This window comes from Streptomyces sp. NPDC054956, from assembly GCF_053609185.1.
Map to the genome: position 1 here is coordinate 22,195 of NZ_JBSGXB010000040.1, position 15,254 is coordinate 37,448.

The following is a 15,254-nucleotide window of genomic DNA, read 5'->3' on the forward strand; positions in this document are numbered from 1 at the left end:
GAGTGTGAAGGAGGAAGGAAAGTACGGCTGTTGCCGCGCATGCGGGCATCACCGCAGGTCCCCGCCGTCCCCCCGTCCGGGGCCGCTCGTTTCGCGGTGATCCGGACGGGCACAGGTATAGTCCACTTCCGCTCCTGTGAGCAAGATCATGTGCAGGTCTGAGCCCCGGCTTTTCCGAGTTGAGACCTCACCGTCACCTGACCCGGACCGCCGGAGCCCCCCGCAGAAACGGAAGGGCCGTACCCCCTTAACGGAGGTACGGCCCTTTGGTGCCGTTATGTGCTCAGCCGCGCTCGGCCGTGCTCGGCCGTGCTCAGCCGCGGATCAGGTTGCGGAGCACGTACTGCATGATGCCGCCGTTGCGGTAGTAGTCCGCCTCGCCGGGGGTGTCGATGCGGACGACCGCGTCGAACTCCACACCGGTGTCGGTGGTCACCTTGACGGTGCGCGGGGTGGTGCCGTTGTTGAGCTCCTCCACACCGGTGAAGGCGAAGGTCTCCTCGCCGGTGAGGCCCAGGGAGGCCGCCGTGGCGCCCTCGGGGAACTGCAGGGGCAGGACGCCCATGCCGATCAGGTTGGAGCGGTGGATGCGCTCGTAGGACTCCGCGATGACGGCCTTCACGCCGAGCAGCGCCGTGCCCTTGGCCGCCCAGTCGCGGGACGAGCCCGAGCCGTACTCCTTGCCCGCCAGGATGACCAGCGGGATGCCGGCGGCCTGGTAGTTCTGCGAGGCGTCGTAGATGAAGGAGACCGGCGCGCCCTCGACGGTGAAGTCGCGGGTGAAGCCGCCCTCGGTGCCCGCCGCGATCTGGTTGCGGAGGCGGATGTTGGCGAACGTACCGCGGATCATGACCTCGTGGTTGCCGCGGCGGGAACCGTACGAGTTGAAGTCGCGGCGCTCGACGCCGTGCTCCGTGAGGTACTTGCCGGCCGGGGTGTCGGCCTTGATCGCACCGGCCGGGGAGATGTGGTCGGTGGTGACCGAGTCGCCCAGCTTCGCCAGCACGCGGGCGCCGGCGATGTCGGAGACCGGGGTGGTCTCCATCGTCATGCCCTCGAAGTAAGGGGGCTTGCGCACGTAGGTGGACTGCGGGTCCCACTCGAAGGTGTTGCCGGTCGGGATCGACAGCGCCTGCCACTGGGCGTCGCCCGCGAAGACGTCCTGGTAGGACTTGGAGAACATGTCCTCGCCGATGGCGTTCGCCACGACGTCGTTGACCTCGGCCTCGGAGGGCCAGATGTCCTTCAGGAAGACCGGCTTGCCCTCGGTGTCGGTGCCGATGGCGTCCTTGGTGATGTCCACCTTCATGGAGCCCGCGATGGCGTACGCGACGACCAGCGGCGGGGAGGCCAGGTAGTTCATCTTGACGTCGGGGTTGATGCGGCCCTCGAAGTTGCGGTTGCCCGAGAGGACCGAGGTGACCGCGAGGTCGTGCTCGTTGATCGCCTTCGAGATCTCCTCGTCCAGCGGACCGGAGTTGCCGATGCAGGTGGTGCAGCCGTACCCGACGAGGTTGAAGCCCATCTTGTCGAGGTACGGGGTCAGGCCGGCCTTGTCGAAGTAGTCGGTGACGACCTTCGAGCCCGGGGCCAGGGTGGTCTTGACCCACGGCTTGCGGGACAGGCCCTTCTCGACCGCCTTCTTGGCCACGAGCGCCGCGGCGACCATGACGTAGGGGTTCGAGGTGTTGGTGCAGGAGGTGATCGCGGCGACGGTGACGGCGCCGTGGTCGATCTCGAAGGACGAGCCGTCGGCCAGCGTGACCAGCGTCGGGCGGGTCGGCACGCCGTTGGTCGCGGCCGGGGCGTCGGAGGCCGGGAAGGACTCCTTGCCCGCCTCGTCGTCGTCCTCGACGTAGTTGCGCACGTCCTGGGCGAACTGCTGCGAGGCGTTGGCGAGGACGATGCGGTCCTGCGGGCGCTTCGGGCCGGCGATGGAGGGGACGACCGTGGAGAGGTCGAGCTCCAGCTTCTCGGAGAAGTCCGGCTCGGCGGCCGGGTCCAGCCACAGGCCCTGCTCCTTGGCGTACGCCTCGACCAGGGCGACCTGCTGGGCGTCGCGGCCCGTCAGGCGCAGGTACTTCAGCGTCTCGTCGTCGATCGGGAAGATCGCGGCGGTGGAGCCGAACTCCGGCGACATGTTGCCGATGGTGGCGCGGTTCGCGAGCGAGGTGGCGGCGACGCCCTCACCGTAGAACTCGACGAACTTGCCGACGACGCCGTGCTTGCGGAGCATCTCGGTGATGGTCAGCACGAGGTCGGTGGCGGTGGTGCCGGTGGGCAGCTCGCCCGTCAGCTTGAAGCCCACGACGCGCGGGATCAGCATGGAGACCGGCTGGCCGAGCATCGCGGCCTCGGCCTCGATGCCGCCGACGCCCCAGCCCAGTACGCCCAGGCCGTTGACCATCGTGGTGTGCGAGTCGGTGCCGACGAGGGTGTCGGGGTACGCCTGGCCGTTGCGGACCATGACCGTGCGCGCCAGGTGCTCGATGTTGACCTGGTGGACGATGCCGGTGCCCGGGGGGACGACCTTGAAGTCGTCGAAGGCGGTCTGGCCCCAGCGCAGGAACTGGTAGCGCTCCTTGTTGCGGCCGTACTCCAGCTCGACGTTCTGCGCGAAGGCGTCCGCCGTGCCGAACTTGTCGGCGATGACCGAGTGGTCGATGACCATCTCGGCGGGCGACAGCGGGTTGATCTTCGCCGGGTCGCCGCCGAGGGCCTTCACGGCCTCGCGCATGGTGGCGAGGTCCACGACGCAGGGAACGCCGGTGAAGTCCTGCATGATCACGCGGGCCGGCGTGAACTGGATCTCCTCGCTGGGCTGGGCCTGCGAGTCCCAGTTGCCGAGCGACCGGATGTGGTCGGCGGTGATGTTCGCGCCGTCCTCGGTACGGAGCAGGTTCTCCAGCAGGACCTTCAGGCTGTAGGGCAGGCGGGCGGAGCCCTCGACCTTGTCCAGCTTGAAGATCTCGTACGACTCGTCGCCCACCTGCAGCGTGCTGCGGGCGTCGAAGCTGTTCGCCGACACGACAGTCTCCTTCATGCATGAATTCGCGCGTTTTACCGCAATCCTGCCGTGAGGCACTCTGGCCAATCCGCTGAGGTGAGGCTAAGTTAGGTAACCCTTACCAGCGGGACGGCTGCGGTACGTCAGGGGCAGATATCTCGATGTCGAGATAACTCTAGTACATACACGAGCTCGGAGACGAGGCGCGGCATGCGCGCGCAGGTCGGGGGCGGTGTCCGGCCTGCCCTCCGCCCGCCGGGCGGGGGGAGCGGAGGCGGTCGGCCGGAGCCGGCGCGGGCCCCCGGCACGGGCGCCGGGCGCCGTGCGGTGAGGGCGTCAGGCAGTGGGGGCATCAGGCCGTGAGGGCGTGGCGGGCGGACCAGGCCGTGAGGGCGGCGGCGATCTCCTCGGGGCGGTCCTCCGGGCAGAGGTGGGCGGCGGTGCCGCAGTACTCGCTCTCCAGCGCCGAGACGTTCCGCTCGCACCAGGCGGCCGCCTCCGGACCGGTCATCAGGGTGGGCGAGCCGTCGAAGGTGAGGAGCAGCTTGGGCACCTCGGGGCTCGTGGCCAGCCAGGCGTCGTACGCCTCCACCCGGGCGGTGACGTCGGCCGGCTCGCCGTCGATCGGCATGGACCGGGCCCACTGGAGCATGGGCAGCCGGCTCCCGGGGGTGGGGTAGGGGGCGGCGTAGACGGCGTGGTCGGCCTCGGAGAGCGGGCCCGTCAGGATCGTCTTGGAGAGGCCGTCCTCGATGAAGAGGTTCTGGTCGAGGACCATCTCCTCCCCCACTCCCGGGGTGCGCAGCGCCTCGAAGCGGGGGCGGGCGGCGGGCGGGAAGTCCTCCCAGCCCATCGGGTGCAGGATCGTTTCCATGAAGGCCAGGCCCCGGACGCCCTCCGGGTGGCGGGCCGCCCGGTCGAAGGCGAGGGCGCCGCCCCAGTCCTGGCCGACGAGCACGACCTCGTCGAGGCCGAGGGCGTCGAACCAGGCGTCGAGGTAGCGGGCGTGGTCCCCGAAGCGGTACGCGCCCGCGGGCTTGCCCGAGCGGCCCATGCCGATGAGGTCCGGGGCGAGGGCGCGGGCCCGGCCGCCGATCCGGGGCAGCACGCCCCGCCACAGGTGGGAGGAGGTCGGGTTGCCGTGCAGGAAGACGAAGGGGACGCCGTCGGGGGCGCCGAGCTCCTCGTAGTACATCGTCGAGTCGAGTACGTCGATCGTGGGCATGACGGTCCCCTCCGGTTCGTTGGTGTCACTAACGTTTGTGACACCAATGAAGTTAAATCGTTAGTGCCACGAACGCAAGGGGTACGATCCCGGCATGACCACGGAAGAGGACGAAGGCGCCCGGGGCGCCGTCCCGGCGCGACTGCGCGAACTGCCCAGCCGACTGCTCGCCCAGGCCTCGGCGCAGGCCCAACGACTCGTCGCCGAGGGACTGAACGGGGCAGATGCCCGCACATGGCATTACGCGGCCCTGGTCGCCCTGGAGGAGTTCGGCCCGGCGAGCCAGGCGACGCTCAGCGGGCGCACCGGCATCCACCGCAGCGACCTGGTCTCCGTCATCAACGAACTCGCCGAACGCGAACTGGTCGAGCGGACCCCGGACCCCGCCGACCGGCGGCGCAACGTCATCACCCTCACGGCCGCGGGCCGGCGCCGGCTGCGCAAGCTGGAGCAACTGCTCGCCACCGCCCAGGAGGAGCTTCTGTCCCCTTTGTCCGCACCGGAGCGGGAGCAGCTCACCCGGCTGCTCGGCCGGCTCGTCGCGCACCACGCGCACGCCGGCCCCACCATGGGAGCTGACGACCGGTAACACCCGTTCGGCGCACCCGACGCAGGCGAGATCTCATATCTGAGATACGGTGCAGCCATGGCAGACGACTACCTCGTACGCATCGGCAAGCTCATCCGTGACGCCCGGCAGCACCGGGGCTGGACACAGAGTCAGCTCGCCGACGCACTCGGCACCAGCCAGAGCGCCGTGAACCGGATCGAGCGCGGCAACCAGAACATCAGCCTTGAGATGATCGCCCGCATCGGGGAAGCCCTCGACAGCGAAATCGTCTCCCTCGGCTACGCCGGTCCGATGCACCTGCGCGTGGTCGGCGGCCGCCGCCTGTCCGGCGCCATCGACGTCAAGACGAGCAAGAACGCGTGCGTCGCCCTGCTGTGCGCCTCGCTGCTCAACAAGGGCCGCACGGTGCTCCGCCGGGTCGCCCGCATCGAGGAGGTCTACCGCCTCCTGGAGGTCCTGAACTCCATCGGCGTCCGCACCCGCTGGATCAACGACGGCGTCGACCTGGAACTCGTACCGCCGGCCCGCCTCGACATGGACGCCATGGACGCGGACGCGGCCCGCCGCACCCGCAGCATCATCATGTTCCTCGGTCCCCTGCTCCACCGGATGGACCACTTCAAGCTGCCCTACGCCGGCGGCTGCGACCTCGGCACCCGCACCATCGAGCCGCACATGATCGCCCTGCGCCGCTTCGGCCTGGACATCACCGCGACCGAGGGCATCTACCACGCCCAGGTCGAGGCCGGGGTCTCCCCGGACCGCCCGATCGTGCTGACCGAGCGCGGGGACACCGTCACCGAGAACGCGCTGCTGGCCGCCGCCCGGCACGACGGCACCACGGTCATCCGCAACGCCTCCTCCAACTACATGGTCCAGGACCTGTGCTTCTTCCTGGAGGCGCTCGGCGTCCGGGTGGACGGCGTGGGCACCACGACCCTGACGGTCCACGGCGTCCCGAACATCGACGTGGACGTGGACTACTCCCCCTCCGAGGACCCGGTCGAGGCGATGAGCCTGCTGGCCGCGGCCGTGGTCACCGAGTCCGAGCTGACCATCCGCCGGGTCCCGATCGAGTTCATGGAGATCGAGCTCGCGGTCCTGGAGGAGATGGGCCTCGACCACGACCGCTCGCCCGAGTACTGCGCCGACAACGGCCGCACCCGCCTGGTGGACCTCACCGTCCGCCCGTCGAAGCTCGAGGCGCCGATCGACAAGATCCACCCGATGCCCTTCCCCGGGCTGAACATCGACAACGTCCCGTTCTTCGCCGCCATCGCGGCCGTGGCCCAGGGCCAGACCCTGATCCACGACTGGGTGTACGACAACCGGGCCATCTACCTGACCGACCTCAACCGCCTCGGCGGCCGCCTCCAGCTCCTGGACCCGCACCGCGTCCTGGTCGAGGGCCCCACCCGCTGGCGCGCGGCCGAGATGATGTGCCCGCCGGCCCTGCGCCCGGCGGTGGTCGTCCTCCTGGCGATGATGGCGGCCGAGGGCACCTCGGTCCTGCGCAACGTCTACGTCATCAACCGCGGCTACGAGGAACTGGCGGAACGCCTCAACTCGGTGGGCGCCCAGATCGAGATCTTCCGGGACATCTGAGCCCGTCGGTATGGGGGCCGCCCGGGCGGCCCGACGTGAAGGACCCCCTCGCGCTCCGCGGAGAGCGAGGGGGTCCTTCGCGCACATGGGTCCGCGCGCGGCCTTCGGCCGGGCCCGTCAGCAGTGGGGCAGGCCGTAGGCGCTGGGGTTGGCGTCGAACCAACTGGCCGTCCGCACGACGCCGGCCGGGACGTACCCGGTGTTCCCGTTGCTCGCCACGACCCGGTACCAGGTCCGGTTGCCGCCGCTGTGCAGCTCGCCGGTGGTCCAGCACCAGAAGTTGCTCCAGCCGCTCTCCAGGGAACCCCATGAAGCGCGTGCCGTAATTGGCCCCCTGCATCACGTCGACGGGGTGGTCGTTGTTCCGTGCAGACGTACCCGCCATCGAACGCCCCCTCGTAGAGGCGGGGACTCCCCCAGTGGACTCCCCCGCGCCACCGATGCTCCGACCGCGGCCTCGCCGGCGCCATCGTTTCGGGCCTGCCCGAAGTGTGCCCGCAGGGCGGTTGGTCGTCGCCGGCGTCGCTCGTCCTCACGGGGAGCTCCGGCGCTGGCCTTTCGTGCTTCCGGGAACCGCTCTGACCTGGGGAAACGGTCCTGCTTCCCGTTGGGGTGGACCGGCCGGGGCGAAGGGCCCCACGGGTGGGTCCGCGTTCCACAAGGGCGGTACGGACGTCACCTTCGCTTCCAGTACGTTCCAGGTCCTGCTGCGGGCCAACTGGAGGGCCGACGGCCCCGGCTCCGCCGGGGGCTACGCGTTGCCGTAGTCGCCGTTCCAGCGGGACGGGGCGGCGATGCCGGACGGCCAGCACGTGCTGCAGCCGCCCGCCTGCACGATCCGGCCCTGCCGGGACGCGACGGGGCCGGCGGCCGCGGGTTCGCTCCAGCAGTTGCCGCAGCCGCCCGCCTGGACGGCCCGGCCCGGCTCGGCGTTCGACGGCCAGCACCCGGTACAGCCGGTGGCCTGCACGGTCCGGCCCGACGGGGCCTCGTTCGGCCAGCACCCGTGGCAATCGGCGCCCAGCGTGCTCTGGCCTCCCCAGGCCGGGCCGAGTTCGGCCGTGACCGAGGCGTTGTCGACGCACGTGGGGCAGTTGGCCGCGAGGGCCGGGCCGGCGGTGGGCGCGGAGAGGCCCAGGGCGGCGACGAAAAGGAGCAGGGCGGTGGCGGCGGCGCGCGCGGATCTCTTCATGTCCGGGATGGTTCCAGGGGCGGCGGGCCGGACGACAGGCTTCCGGCCGCGCCGCCGGCACGGGCTCAGCCGGGGTAGTTGGTGCGCCAGGGCTCGTAGTAGGGGTTGTCCTCGCACTTGTCCATGATCTCCACCTTCTTCACCTTGTCGACCGGGCAGACGGCCACGATGAACTTGCGCGCGATGCCGCCGGGGAAGGCCACCTCCACCTGGGAGGCCCACTTGTGGGTGTCGCCGATGGTCTGGTTGACGTCTACCCCGCCCGGGGCGTCGATGTAGTAGTTCCAGCCGCTCCTCCAGGACTTGTACAGGTCGTGGTCGTAGCTCGTGGAGACGTACGGGGAGGGCTGGTTGACCAGGACGTAGCTCTCGATGTCGTACTGGCCGTTGAGGGTGTCCCTGGGGAGGAAGCCCTCCTCGAAGACCACCGACGGCGGGCGGCCGTCCGAGCGGTAGAGCTGCTTGCAGTTGATGCGCCAGGACGGGGAGGGGGTGATGCGCTCCAGCTCGACGCGTTCGTCGGCGGCGGCGAAGAGGTGGTCCGTGACCCGCGGGCACGAGTTCGCCGGGGCGGCCGCCCGGACGGAGGCCGGGGCGGCGGGAACGGAAGCGGAAGCGGAGGCCGGAGGCAGCAGGGCGGCGGCGAGGGCGGTCGCGAGCACGGCGACGCGGCGCCGCAGGGCATAGGTGATCATGAGCTCACCCTCGCGTCCCCGCGCCGCCCGCCGGGGCATCCTCACTCGTTGGTGAGCGTGTCGTCGATTGCCCCGACTGCCTTGAGATCACGGCGAGTTGAAGGAGGAACGATCCTTCGGAACCGAGCCCGCTCCCGCGCCTCCGGACGTTCCCGCCGGGCCGGCTCGCCGACCGGTCCGGCGAGCGCCGGATGTCCGTTCGCCGTACGCGCGGCGCAGGTCGGCGTATGCTGCGGCGGTTCAGCTCAGCGTCGGCCGTGGGGGGTCACATGTTTCAGCGGATCGGGTACCGGAGCGGCAGAGGCCTCGCGGTGGCGGCGGTGGCGGGGGCCCTCGCGCTGACGCTCTCCGGCTGCGAGGGCGGGAGCACCCCGAAGAGCTCCGACAAGCCCGGCCCGCTGCCCTCGCCGAGCGCGCCCTCAGCGAGCGCGCCCTCATCGGTCCCCGCGATGCCCTCGCTCATCGGCAAGAAGTCCACCGAGGCCGAGTCCGTCCTCCAGCCGATGGTCACCAAGCCGGTCGAGGCACGCAGCGCCTACAGCGACGTCCCGCTCGTCGCAGCCCACCCGCAGTGGGTGGTCTGCTTCCAGACCCCGGCGGCCGGGAGCCCGCTGCCGCCCGACACCGTCGTCGAGATCTCGCTCGTCGTACCGGGCACCCCGTGCCCGGAGAAGGCCGGAGCCACCCTGCACCCGTCCAAGGCCCCGAGTCCCGCCGCGACGCCCGGCAAGACGAAGCCGGGGACCGGCCCGGGCGCTTCCTCCCCGACCCCGGCTCCCGGCCCCAAGGACGTGTACTACAAGAGCTGTGCCGAGGCCAAGGCGGCCGGCGCCGCGCCCATCCGGCGCGGCCAGCCCGGCTACGGCAAGCACCTCGACCGCGACAACGACGGCATCGCCTGCGACAAATAACCCTGCCGGGAGCCGAGTTCGACGGCGATTTTCCGGCGGCGCTATTCGGCCGTATGAGTGAGGGGCCCTCGTCCGGGGCGCCGGCGGGCGTCAGAATCGACCCGTCGGTACATCGCTGAGGGCGGGGGCCATGGCATCAGAAACCACACGGGCGGGCGTCGGCGCCGCCACAGAAACTCCCCTCCTCCCGGGCAGCCCGCTGCTCGGCTCGCTCGCCGACCTGAGATCCGACTCGCTCGGTACGTACCTGCGCGCCCTGCGGGAGCACGGCGACGTGGTCCGGGTCACGGCCGGCCCGCCCGGCCTGCGCTCCGAGCTGACCTGCGTGTTCTCGGCCGAGGGGGTCCAGCAGGTGCTGGCCGCGCAGGCGGCCAACTTCCGCAAGGACAACGCCTTCTACCAGGAGGTCCGCGACTCCTTCGGCAACGGCCTGCTGACCAGCCAGGACGAGGACTACCTGCGCCAGCGGCGGCTGGTCCAGCCGCTGTTCACCAAGCGCCGGGTGGACGGGTACGCGCAGGCCGTCGCGGACGAGACCGCCGCGACCCTGAGCGCCTGGGAGGGGGCCGCGGACGGGACGGTCGACGTCGCGGACGAGATGACGGCCCTCGCGCTGCGCGCCGTCTCGCGGATCCTGTTCGGCACCGACGTGGATGCCACCGCCGACGTGGTGCACCGCTGCTTTCCGGTCATCACCGCGTTCGCGCTGCGCCGCGGCTACTCCCCCGTGAACCTCCCCCGCACCTGGCCCACGCCGGTCAACAAGCGGGCGGCCGCCGCCCTCGAGGAGCTGTACGGGGTCTGCGACGGGATCATCGCCCGGCGGCGGGGCGCCGCCGCCGGGGGCGGGGGCGAGGGCGAGGACCTGCTGTCGCTGCTCGCCGCCGCGTCGAGCGCGGACGACGGGCAGTTCGACGCCACCGAACTGCGCGAGCAGGTCCTGATCTTCCTGCTCGCCGGGCACGAGACCACCGCCACCTCGCTGGCCTTCTCCCTCCACCTGCTCGGCCGCCACCCCGGGTTCCAGGACCGGGCCCGCGCCGAGATCGCCGCCGTCCTGGGCGACCGTACGCCCGGGGCCGCCGACCTCGACCGCCTCCCGTACCTCACACAGGTACTCAAGGAGGCCATGCGGCTCTACCCGGCGGCCCCCACCATCGGCCGGAGCTCGGTCGCCGCGGCCGAGGTCGACGGGCACACGATCCCGGCGGGCGCCGACGTGATCCTGTCGCCCTGGGTGACCCACCGCCACCCCCGCTACTGGCCGGACCCGGAGCGCTTCGACCCCGACCGGTTCACCCCGGAGGCGGAGGCGGCCCGTCCGCGCTACGCGTGGTTCCCGTTCGGCGGCGGGCCGCGCGCCTGCATCGGGCAGCACTTCTCGATGCTGGAGTCGGTGGTCGCGCTGGCGATGATCCTGCGGGCCTACGAGTTCGAGGCCGTGGACACGGAGATCCCCGTCGCCGCCGGGATCACCCTGCAGACGCGGGGACCGGCGCGCTGCCGGGTCCGGCGCGTGCAGGCGTAAAGCTCCGGCGCGTGCAGGCGTAGAGCTCCGGCGCGTGGACGCGTAGGGCTCCGGCGGTCATGATGTCCCGATGGACGAGGAGATTCCGGGGCAATTGTCCCCCTATGCACGCCGGCCTCCGTACCTACTGCTGCCCGGGCTCCCGGCCCGGCCCTCGTTCGCGCGCCGGCTCGGCCGGTTCTTCCTCGTCCGGTTCCTGACGGCCCTGCCCGACGACCTCGCCGACGCGGCGGCGGCGCTCCTCGATCCCCTGGAGCGCCTCGCCCGCCTCGCCGGGCGCCTGCTGCACGGCCCGGCCCTGCGCGGCGGCTGGCACAGCGAGGCGGGCCGGCTCGCCCTGGCCCTGTACGGGTTCCACTGGACGCGCTGGCAGTCGCGGGAGCACGGGCCCGAGGCCACCTTCCGCGCGGAGCCGGGCCGGCTGACGGCCCACCCGCCCTGGGGCCGCTCCGACCCCGCCCGGGCCGCCCGCACCACGGAAGCCGTGCTGCGCCGGATTCCGCGCCCCCGCCGTCGGCGGACCCGCGTGGACCTCGCCTTCCCGGACGGCTCCTGGCTCTCGCTGCGCATGAACACCGCGCGGGACGCGGCCCGCCTGCGCGGGGCCCTGGCCGGCCCGGGGCGGTAGCTCAGACCGCCGTCGGGGTGTGGTTGCCCTGCAGCCGGGCGAGGTCCGAAGGGCGGACCTGGATGACGAAGAGCGCGACCAGCGCCGTGACCAGGGTGAACGCGGCGGCCGCCACGAAGGCCGCGCTCACGCCCGAGGTGAGGACCTGGTCGGACCACGGCTTCGGGTACTGCTTGGTCTTCGCGAAGAAGGCCTTCTGCTCCGGTGTGGCCGTGCGCAGGAAGGAACCCACCTGGTCCTTGGCCTCGTTGCGGCTGGCCGTGCCGAAGACGGTGACCAGGATGGACAGGCCGAGCGAACCGCCCACCTGCTGGGTGGCGTTGAGCAGCCCGGAGGCCGCGCCCGACTCCCGGTCGGAGACGTTGGAGAGGGCCATCAGGGTCAGGGACACGAACTGCATGCCCATGCCGGCGCTGAACAGCAGCATCGGGCCCAGGATGCTGCCCAGGTACGTCGAGTGGATGTCGGTCTGCGTGAGCCAGGCCAGTCCGGATGCCGAGAGCAGGGAGCCGGTCACCATGAAGGGCTTCGGCCCGAACTTCGGCAGCAGCTGGGAGGTCATCCCGGCGGTCACCGCGATCATCGCGCTGACCGGCAGGAAGGCGAGTCCGGCCCGCAACGGGCTGAAGCCCAGCACGTTCTGCACGAAGAGGGTCAGGAAGAAGAACATGCCGAAGATCGCGCAGGCGAAGAAGAGCATGATCGCGTACGTTCCGGCCCGGTTGCGGTCGGCGAACATGTGCAGCGGGGTGATCGGCTGCGGCGATCGCCGCTCGTTGAGGACGAAGAGGACGAGCAGGACCACGGCCACCGCGAAGGAGCCGAGCGTCAGCCCGTCCCGCCAGCCGTCCTGGGACGCGCGGATGAACCCGTAGACCAGCGCGACCATGCCGACGGTGGAGAGCAGGGCGCCCGCGAAGTCGAAGTGTCCGGAGTGGCGTTCGGACTCGCGGATCACCTTCGGGGTGACCAGGGCGATCAGCAGGGCGATGGGGACGTTGACGAAGAGCACCCAGCGCCAGTTGAGCCACTCCACGAGCACGCCGCCGGCCAGCAGTCCGATCGCGCCGCCGCCCGCCGAGACTCCGGCGAAGACCCCGAACGCCCGGTTGCGTTCCGGTCCTTCGCGGAAGGTCGTGGTGATCAGCGCGAGCGCGGTCGGAGAGGCGATGGCACCGCCGACGCCCTGGAGGGCGCGGGCGGCCATCAGCTGGCCCGCGTTCTGGGCGAGTCCGCCCAGCAGCGAGGCGAGCCCGAAGAGCAGGACGCCGAAGATGAAGACGCGCCGCCGGCCGAGGATGTCGCCGGTGCGGCCGCCGAGGAGCAGCAGGCCGCCGAAGGTGAGGGTGTAGGCGTTGACCACCCAGGACAGGCTCTCGGTGGAGAAGTCGAGCGCGGTCTGGATGTGCGGCAGCGCGATGTTCACGATGGTGATGTCGAGAACGACCATGAGCTGGCAGGAGGCGATCACGAGCAGGGCGAGCCCGTTGCCACCGCTTCGGACCTTGCCGTCGGTCCCGGTGCTGGTACTGCTAGGCGAAGGGTTCCGGTCCACTTTTTCGACGCTAAACCTGTTACCCGGGGTCTACCACTCGAACGGCCTAGTCCTACGGTCTGTGGTATGTGCTATTTCACATGCCACACTAGCCCCATGGATCGCATGGATGACTTCCTCAGGCTCTCCGCGAGCACCGCCCGGTTCACCTACGGAGCCCCGCGCGCCTTCGCCTTCGGCGACGAAGGCCGGCTCCTCTGGTTCCTCCGCTCCACCGGCCCCACCGACCCCCTCGACGGACTCTGGGTCCTGGACACCGCCACCGGCACCGAGACCCGCCTCGCCGACCCCCGCGAGCTCTCCCCCGGCCCCGCGCCCCTGCCCGTCACCGAGCGCCGGCTGCGCGAGCGGACCCGGCTGGTCGCCGACGGGATCGGCTCGTACGCGCTCTCGGGCGACGGCCGCCGCGCGGTGTTCGCCCTGTACGGGCGGCTGTACGAGGTCGCCTGCGACGCCGGAGCGGGAACGGGGGCGGGCGTTCCCAAGGAGGTCCCGGCCGCCGGGCCCGTCTTCGACCCCCGCCCGAACGCCGACGGCTCGCGCGTCGCCTACGTGGCCGACGACGTCCTGTACACCGCCCCCGGCGGCCGGATCAGCCCCGACGACGGGGCCCGCTGGGGCGTCAGCGAGTTCGCCGCCGCCGAGGAGCTCGGCCGCGACCGGGGGCACTGGTGGTCCCCCGACGGGCGGAGCCTGCTCGCCGCCCGGGTCGACGAATCCGCCCTCCAGCGGCGCTGGTTCGCCGACCCCGCGCGGCCGGAGCTGCCGGCCGAGGACTTCGCGTACCCCGAGGCGGGCGGCCCCAACGCCGACGTCCAGCTCTGGGTGTTCGGCCCGGACGGGGAAGCGCCCGTACGCCTCGACCGGGACGCCGAGGCGTACCCGTACGTCTCCGACGCCGGCTGGGAGAGCGATTCGGAGATCCTGCTCACCGTGCAGGACCGGCTCCAGCGCAACGTGCTCCTGCTCTCCGCCGACCCGGCCACCGGACGCACCCGCGAGCTGTCCCGCACCACGCACCCCCAGTGGGTGGACCCCCTGCTCCCCGGCACCCCGGCGCGCCTGGCCGACGGGCGGATGCTCACCAGCGCCGACACCCCGGGCGGCGGCGCCCGGGCGCTCGCGCTGGACGGCGTACTCCTGACCGGGGACGGGATCCAGGTCCGCAAGGTGGCCGGGGTCCACGGCGACCGGCTGCTGATCGAGGCCGGACAGCGGGACCCCTCCGAGCAGCAGGTGCTCCTGCTGGACCCGGACACGGGCGGGCTGACCCCGCTCGCGGACGGGCCCGGGGTGCACGGAGTCCAGGCGTCGGGCGGCGCGCTGCTGCTGACCTCCGCCGACGCCGACGGCATCCGGCGCGTCCTGCGGACCGCCGACGGGCGGGAGTTCGTCCCCGGCGACCTGTCGCAGCCGCTGCCGTACCGGGTGGTCCCCGTACTGGAACGGGTCACCGAGCGCACGGTCCCCACCGCCCTGGTGCTGCCGCGCGGGCACGTCCCCGGCACGAAGCTGCCCGTCCTGCTCGACAGTTACGGCGGCCCCGGCGCGCAGGACGTCAGCGCCGAGCCGCGGCGCTGGCAGCACCGCCAGTGGTGGGCCGACCAGGGCTTCGCCGTGATCACCATCGACAACCGCGGCACCGCCTACGTCTCGCCCTCGTTCACGCACGCCATGTACCGGGGCTTCTCCGACGTCACCCTGGAGGACCAGGTCGCCGCCCTGCACGCGCTCGGGGAACGCCACGGCGACCTCGACCTGACCCGGGTCGCCATCCGCGGCTGGTCCTACGGCGGCTACCTCTCGGCGCTCGCGGTGCTGCGCCGCCCGGACGTCTTCCACGCGGCCGCCGCCGGGGCCGCGCCGACCGACTTCCGCCACTACGACACGGCGTACACCGAGCGCTACCTGGGTCTTCCCCAGGAGCACCCGGAGGTCTACGAGCGCGACTGCCTGATCCCCGACGCGGCGGGGCTGAGCCGGCCGCTGCTGCTGGTCACCGGCCTGGCCGACGACAACGTCCACCCCTCGCACACCCTGCGGCTCTCGCAGGCCCTCACCGACGCGGGCCGCCCGCACCAGCTGCTGGCGCTGCCGGGCGTCACGCACATGACCCCCGGCGGGGCGCGGGAGAAGATCATGGCCCTGGAGCTGGAGTTCTTCCGCAAGGAGCTGGGCCTGGGCTGAGTCCGCACGGACGGACGGAACACGGAAGGGCCCCGGAGCCGATGGTCGTGGGGTGCGGGGGCGACGTTTTGTACCGGGGGTACGCGTGAGTCCCCCCGGCCCCGTGGGCAACCCCATAAGTAAAGGCACCTCTGGGGGGGGCACGGTGCG

11 protein-coding genes are annotated in these 15,254 nt (G+C 71.7%); 6 read left to right on the forward strand and 5 right to left on the reverse strand.

Features of this window, described 5'->3' with window-relative positions; translation table 11 throughout:
- Positions 1-313 precede the first annotated feature (313 nt).
- Positions 314-3,043: an aconitate hydratase AcnA gene (gene acnA / locus ACWGDE_RS10345; RefSeq protein WP_453388564.1), complete on the reverse strand. Its 2,730-nt coding sequence runs from the start codon at positions 3,041-3,043 to the stop codon at positions 314-316.
- Positions 3,044-3,359: 316 nt separating this feature from the next.
- Positions 3,360-4,232: a haloalkane dehalogenase gene (locus tag ACWGDE_RS10350; protein ID WP_453388565.1), complete on the reverse strand. Its 873-nt coding sequence runs from the start codon at positions 4,230-4,232 to the stop codon at positions 3,360-3,362.
- Between the two features lie 94 nt (positions 4,233-4,326).
- Between ACWGDE_RS10350 and ACWGDE_RS10355 the strand changes: the two genes are divergently transcribed.
- Together ACWGDE_RS10355 and ACWGDE_RS10360 are read left to right on the forward strand one after the other, a co-directional pair.
- A complete protein-coding gene (locus tag ACWGDE_RS10355) occupies positions 4,327-4,821 on the forward strand; it encodes a MarR family winged helix-turn-helix transcriptional regulator (RefSeq protein ID WP_453388566.1) in 495 nt (164 codons plus the stop codon).
- A 57-nt stretch (positions 4,822-4,878) separates the two neighbouring features.
- On the forward strand, positions 4,879-6,408 hold the full coding sequence (locus tag ACWGDE_RS10360; protein ID WP_453388567.1) for a helix-turn-helix domain-containing protein: 1,530 nt from the start codon (positions 4,879-4,881) through the stop codon (positions 6,406-6,408).
- A gap of 751 nt (positions 6,409-7,159) precedes the next feature.
- Here ACWGDE_RS10360 and ACWGDE_RS10365 read toward each other — a convergent pair.
- Both ACWGDE_RS10365 and ACWGDE_RS10370 read right to left on the reverse strand, forming a co-directional pair.
- Positions 7,160-7,600, reverse strand: a complete 441-nt coding sequence (locus tag ACWGDE_RS10365; RefSeq protein WP_453388568.1) for a hypothetical protein — start codon at positions 7,598-7,600, stop codon at positions 7,160-7,162.
- A gap of 65 nt (positions 7,601-7,665) precedes the next feature.
- Entirely contained in the window at positions 7,666-8,295 is a 630-nt protein-coding gene (locus ACWGDE_RS10370; RefSeq protein ID WP_453388569.1) for an ADP-ribosyltransferase, read from the reverse strand.
- A 269-nt stretch (positions 8,296-8,564) separates the two neighbouring features.
- Between ACWGDE_RS10370 and ACWGDE_RS10375 the strand changes: the two genes are divergently transcribed.
- The 3 genes from ACWGDE_RS10375 to ACWGDE_RS10385 all read left to right on the forward strand — a co-directional run bounded on the left by ACWGDE_RS10375 (position 8,565) and on the right by ACWGDE_RS10385 (position 11,362).
- On the forward strand, positions 8,565-9,206 hold the full coding sequence (locus ACWGDE_RS10375) for an excalibur calcium-binding domain-containing protein (RefSeq protein WP_453388570.1): 642 nt from the start codon (positions 8,565-8,567) through the stop codon (positions 9,204-9,206).
- A gap of 130 nt (positions 9,207-9,336) precedes the next feature.
- The gene (locus ACWGDE_RS10380) at positions 9,337-10,734 is read left to right on the forward strand and encodes a cytochrome P450 (protein WP_453388571.1); all 1,398 of its coding nucleotides are present in this window, start codon (positions 9,337-9,339) and stop codon (positions 10,732-10,734) included.
- 70 nt (positions 10,735-10,804) lie between these two features.
- Positions 10,805-11,362: a hypothetical protein gene (locus ACWGDE_RS10385; RefSeq protein WP_453388572.1), complete on the forward strand. Its 558-nt coding sequence runs from the start codon at positions 10,805-10,807 to the stop codon at positions 11,360-11,362.
- Between the two features lies 1 nt (position 11,363).
- Here ACWGDE_RS10385 and ACWGDE_RS10390 read toward each other — a convergent pair whose 3' ends face one another.
- The gene (locus ACWGDE_RS10390) at positions 11,364-12,917 is read right to left on the reverse strand and encodes an MFS transporter (RefSeq protein WP_453388573.1); all 1,554 of its coding nucleotides are present in this window, start codon (positions 12,915-12,917) and stop codon (positions 11,364-11,366) included.
- Between the two features lie 96 nt (positions 12,918-13,013).
- On the opposite strand from ACWGDE_RS10390, the gene ACWGDE_RS10395 reads away from it, so the two are divergent.
- Entirely contained in the window at positions 13,014-15,104 is a 2,091-nt protein-coding gene (locus ACWGDE_RS10395) for a prolyl oligopeptidase family serine peptidase (RefSeq protein ID WP_453388574.1), read from the forward strand.
- Positions 15,105-15,254: the final 150 nt, after the last annotated feature.

What these genes read in the sequence shown, in the direction of transcription:
- acnA (WP_453388564.1), bottom strand. Translation starts at nt 3,043, where the DNA reads ATGAAGGAGACTGTCGTGTCGGCGAACAGCTTCGACGCCCGCAGCACG.
- ACWGDE_RS10350 (WP_453388565.1), bottom strand. Translation starts at nt 4,232, where the DNA reads ATGCCCACGATCGACGTACTCGACTCGACGATGTACTACGAGGAGCTC.
- ACWGDE_RS10355 (WP_453388566.1), top strand. Translation starts at nt 4,327, where the DNA reads ATGACCACGGAAGAGGACGAAGGCGCCCGGGGCGCCGTCCCGGCGCGA.
- ACWGDE_RS10360 (WP_453388567.1), top strand. Translation starts at nt 4,879, where the DNA reads ATGGCAGACGACTACCTCGTACGCATCGGCAAGCTCATCCGTGACGCC.
- ACWGDE_RS10365 (WP_453388568.1), bottom strand. Translation starts at nt 7,600, where the DNA reads ATGAAGAGATCCGCGCGCGCCGCCGCCACCGCCCTGCTCCTTTTCGTC.
- ACWGDE_RS10370 (WP_453388569.1), bottom strand. Translation starts at nt 8,295, where the DNA reads ATGATCACCTATGCCCTGCGGCGCCGCGTCGCCGTGCTCGCGACCGCC.
- ACWGDE_RS10375 (WP_453388570.1), top strand. Translation starts at nt 8,565, where the DNA reads ATGTTTCAGCGGATCGGGTACCGGAGCGGCAGAGGCCTCGCGGTGGCG.
- ACWGDE_RS10380 (WP_453388571.1), top strand. Translation starts at nt 9,337, where the DNA reads ATGGCATCAGAAACCACACGGGCGGGCGTCGGCGCCGCCACAGAAACT.
- ACWGDE_RS10385 (WP_453388572.1), top strand. Translation starts at nt 10,805, where the DNA reads ATGGACGAGGAGATTCCGGGGCAATTGTCCCCCTATGCACGCCGGCCT.
- ACWGDE_RS10395 (WP_453388574.1), top strand. Translation starts at nt 13,014, where the DNA reads ATGGATCGCATGGATGACTTCCTCAGGCTCTCCGCGAGCACCGCCCGG.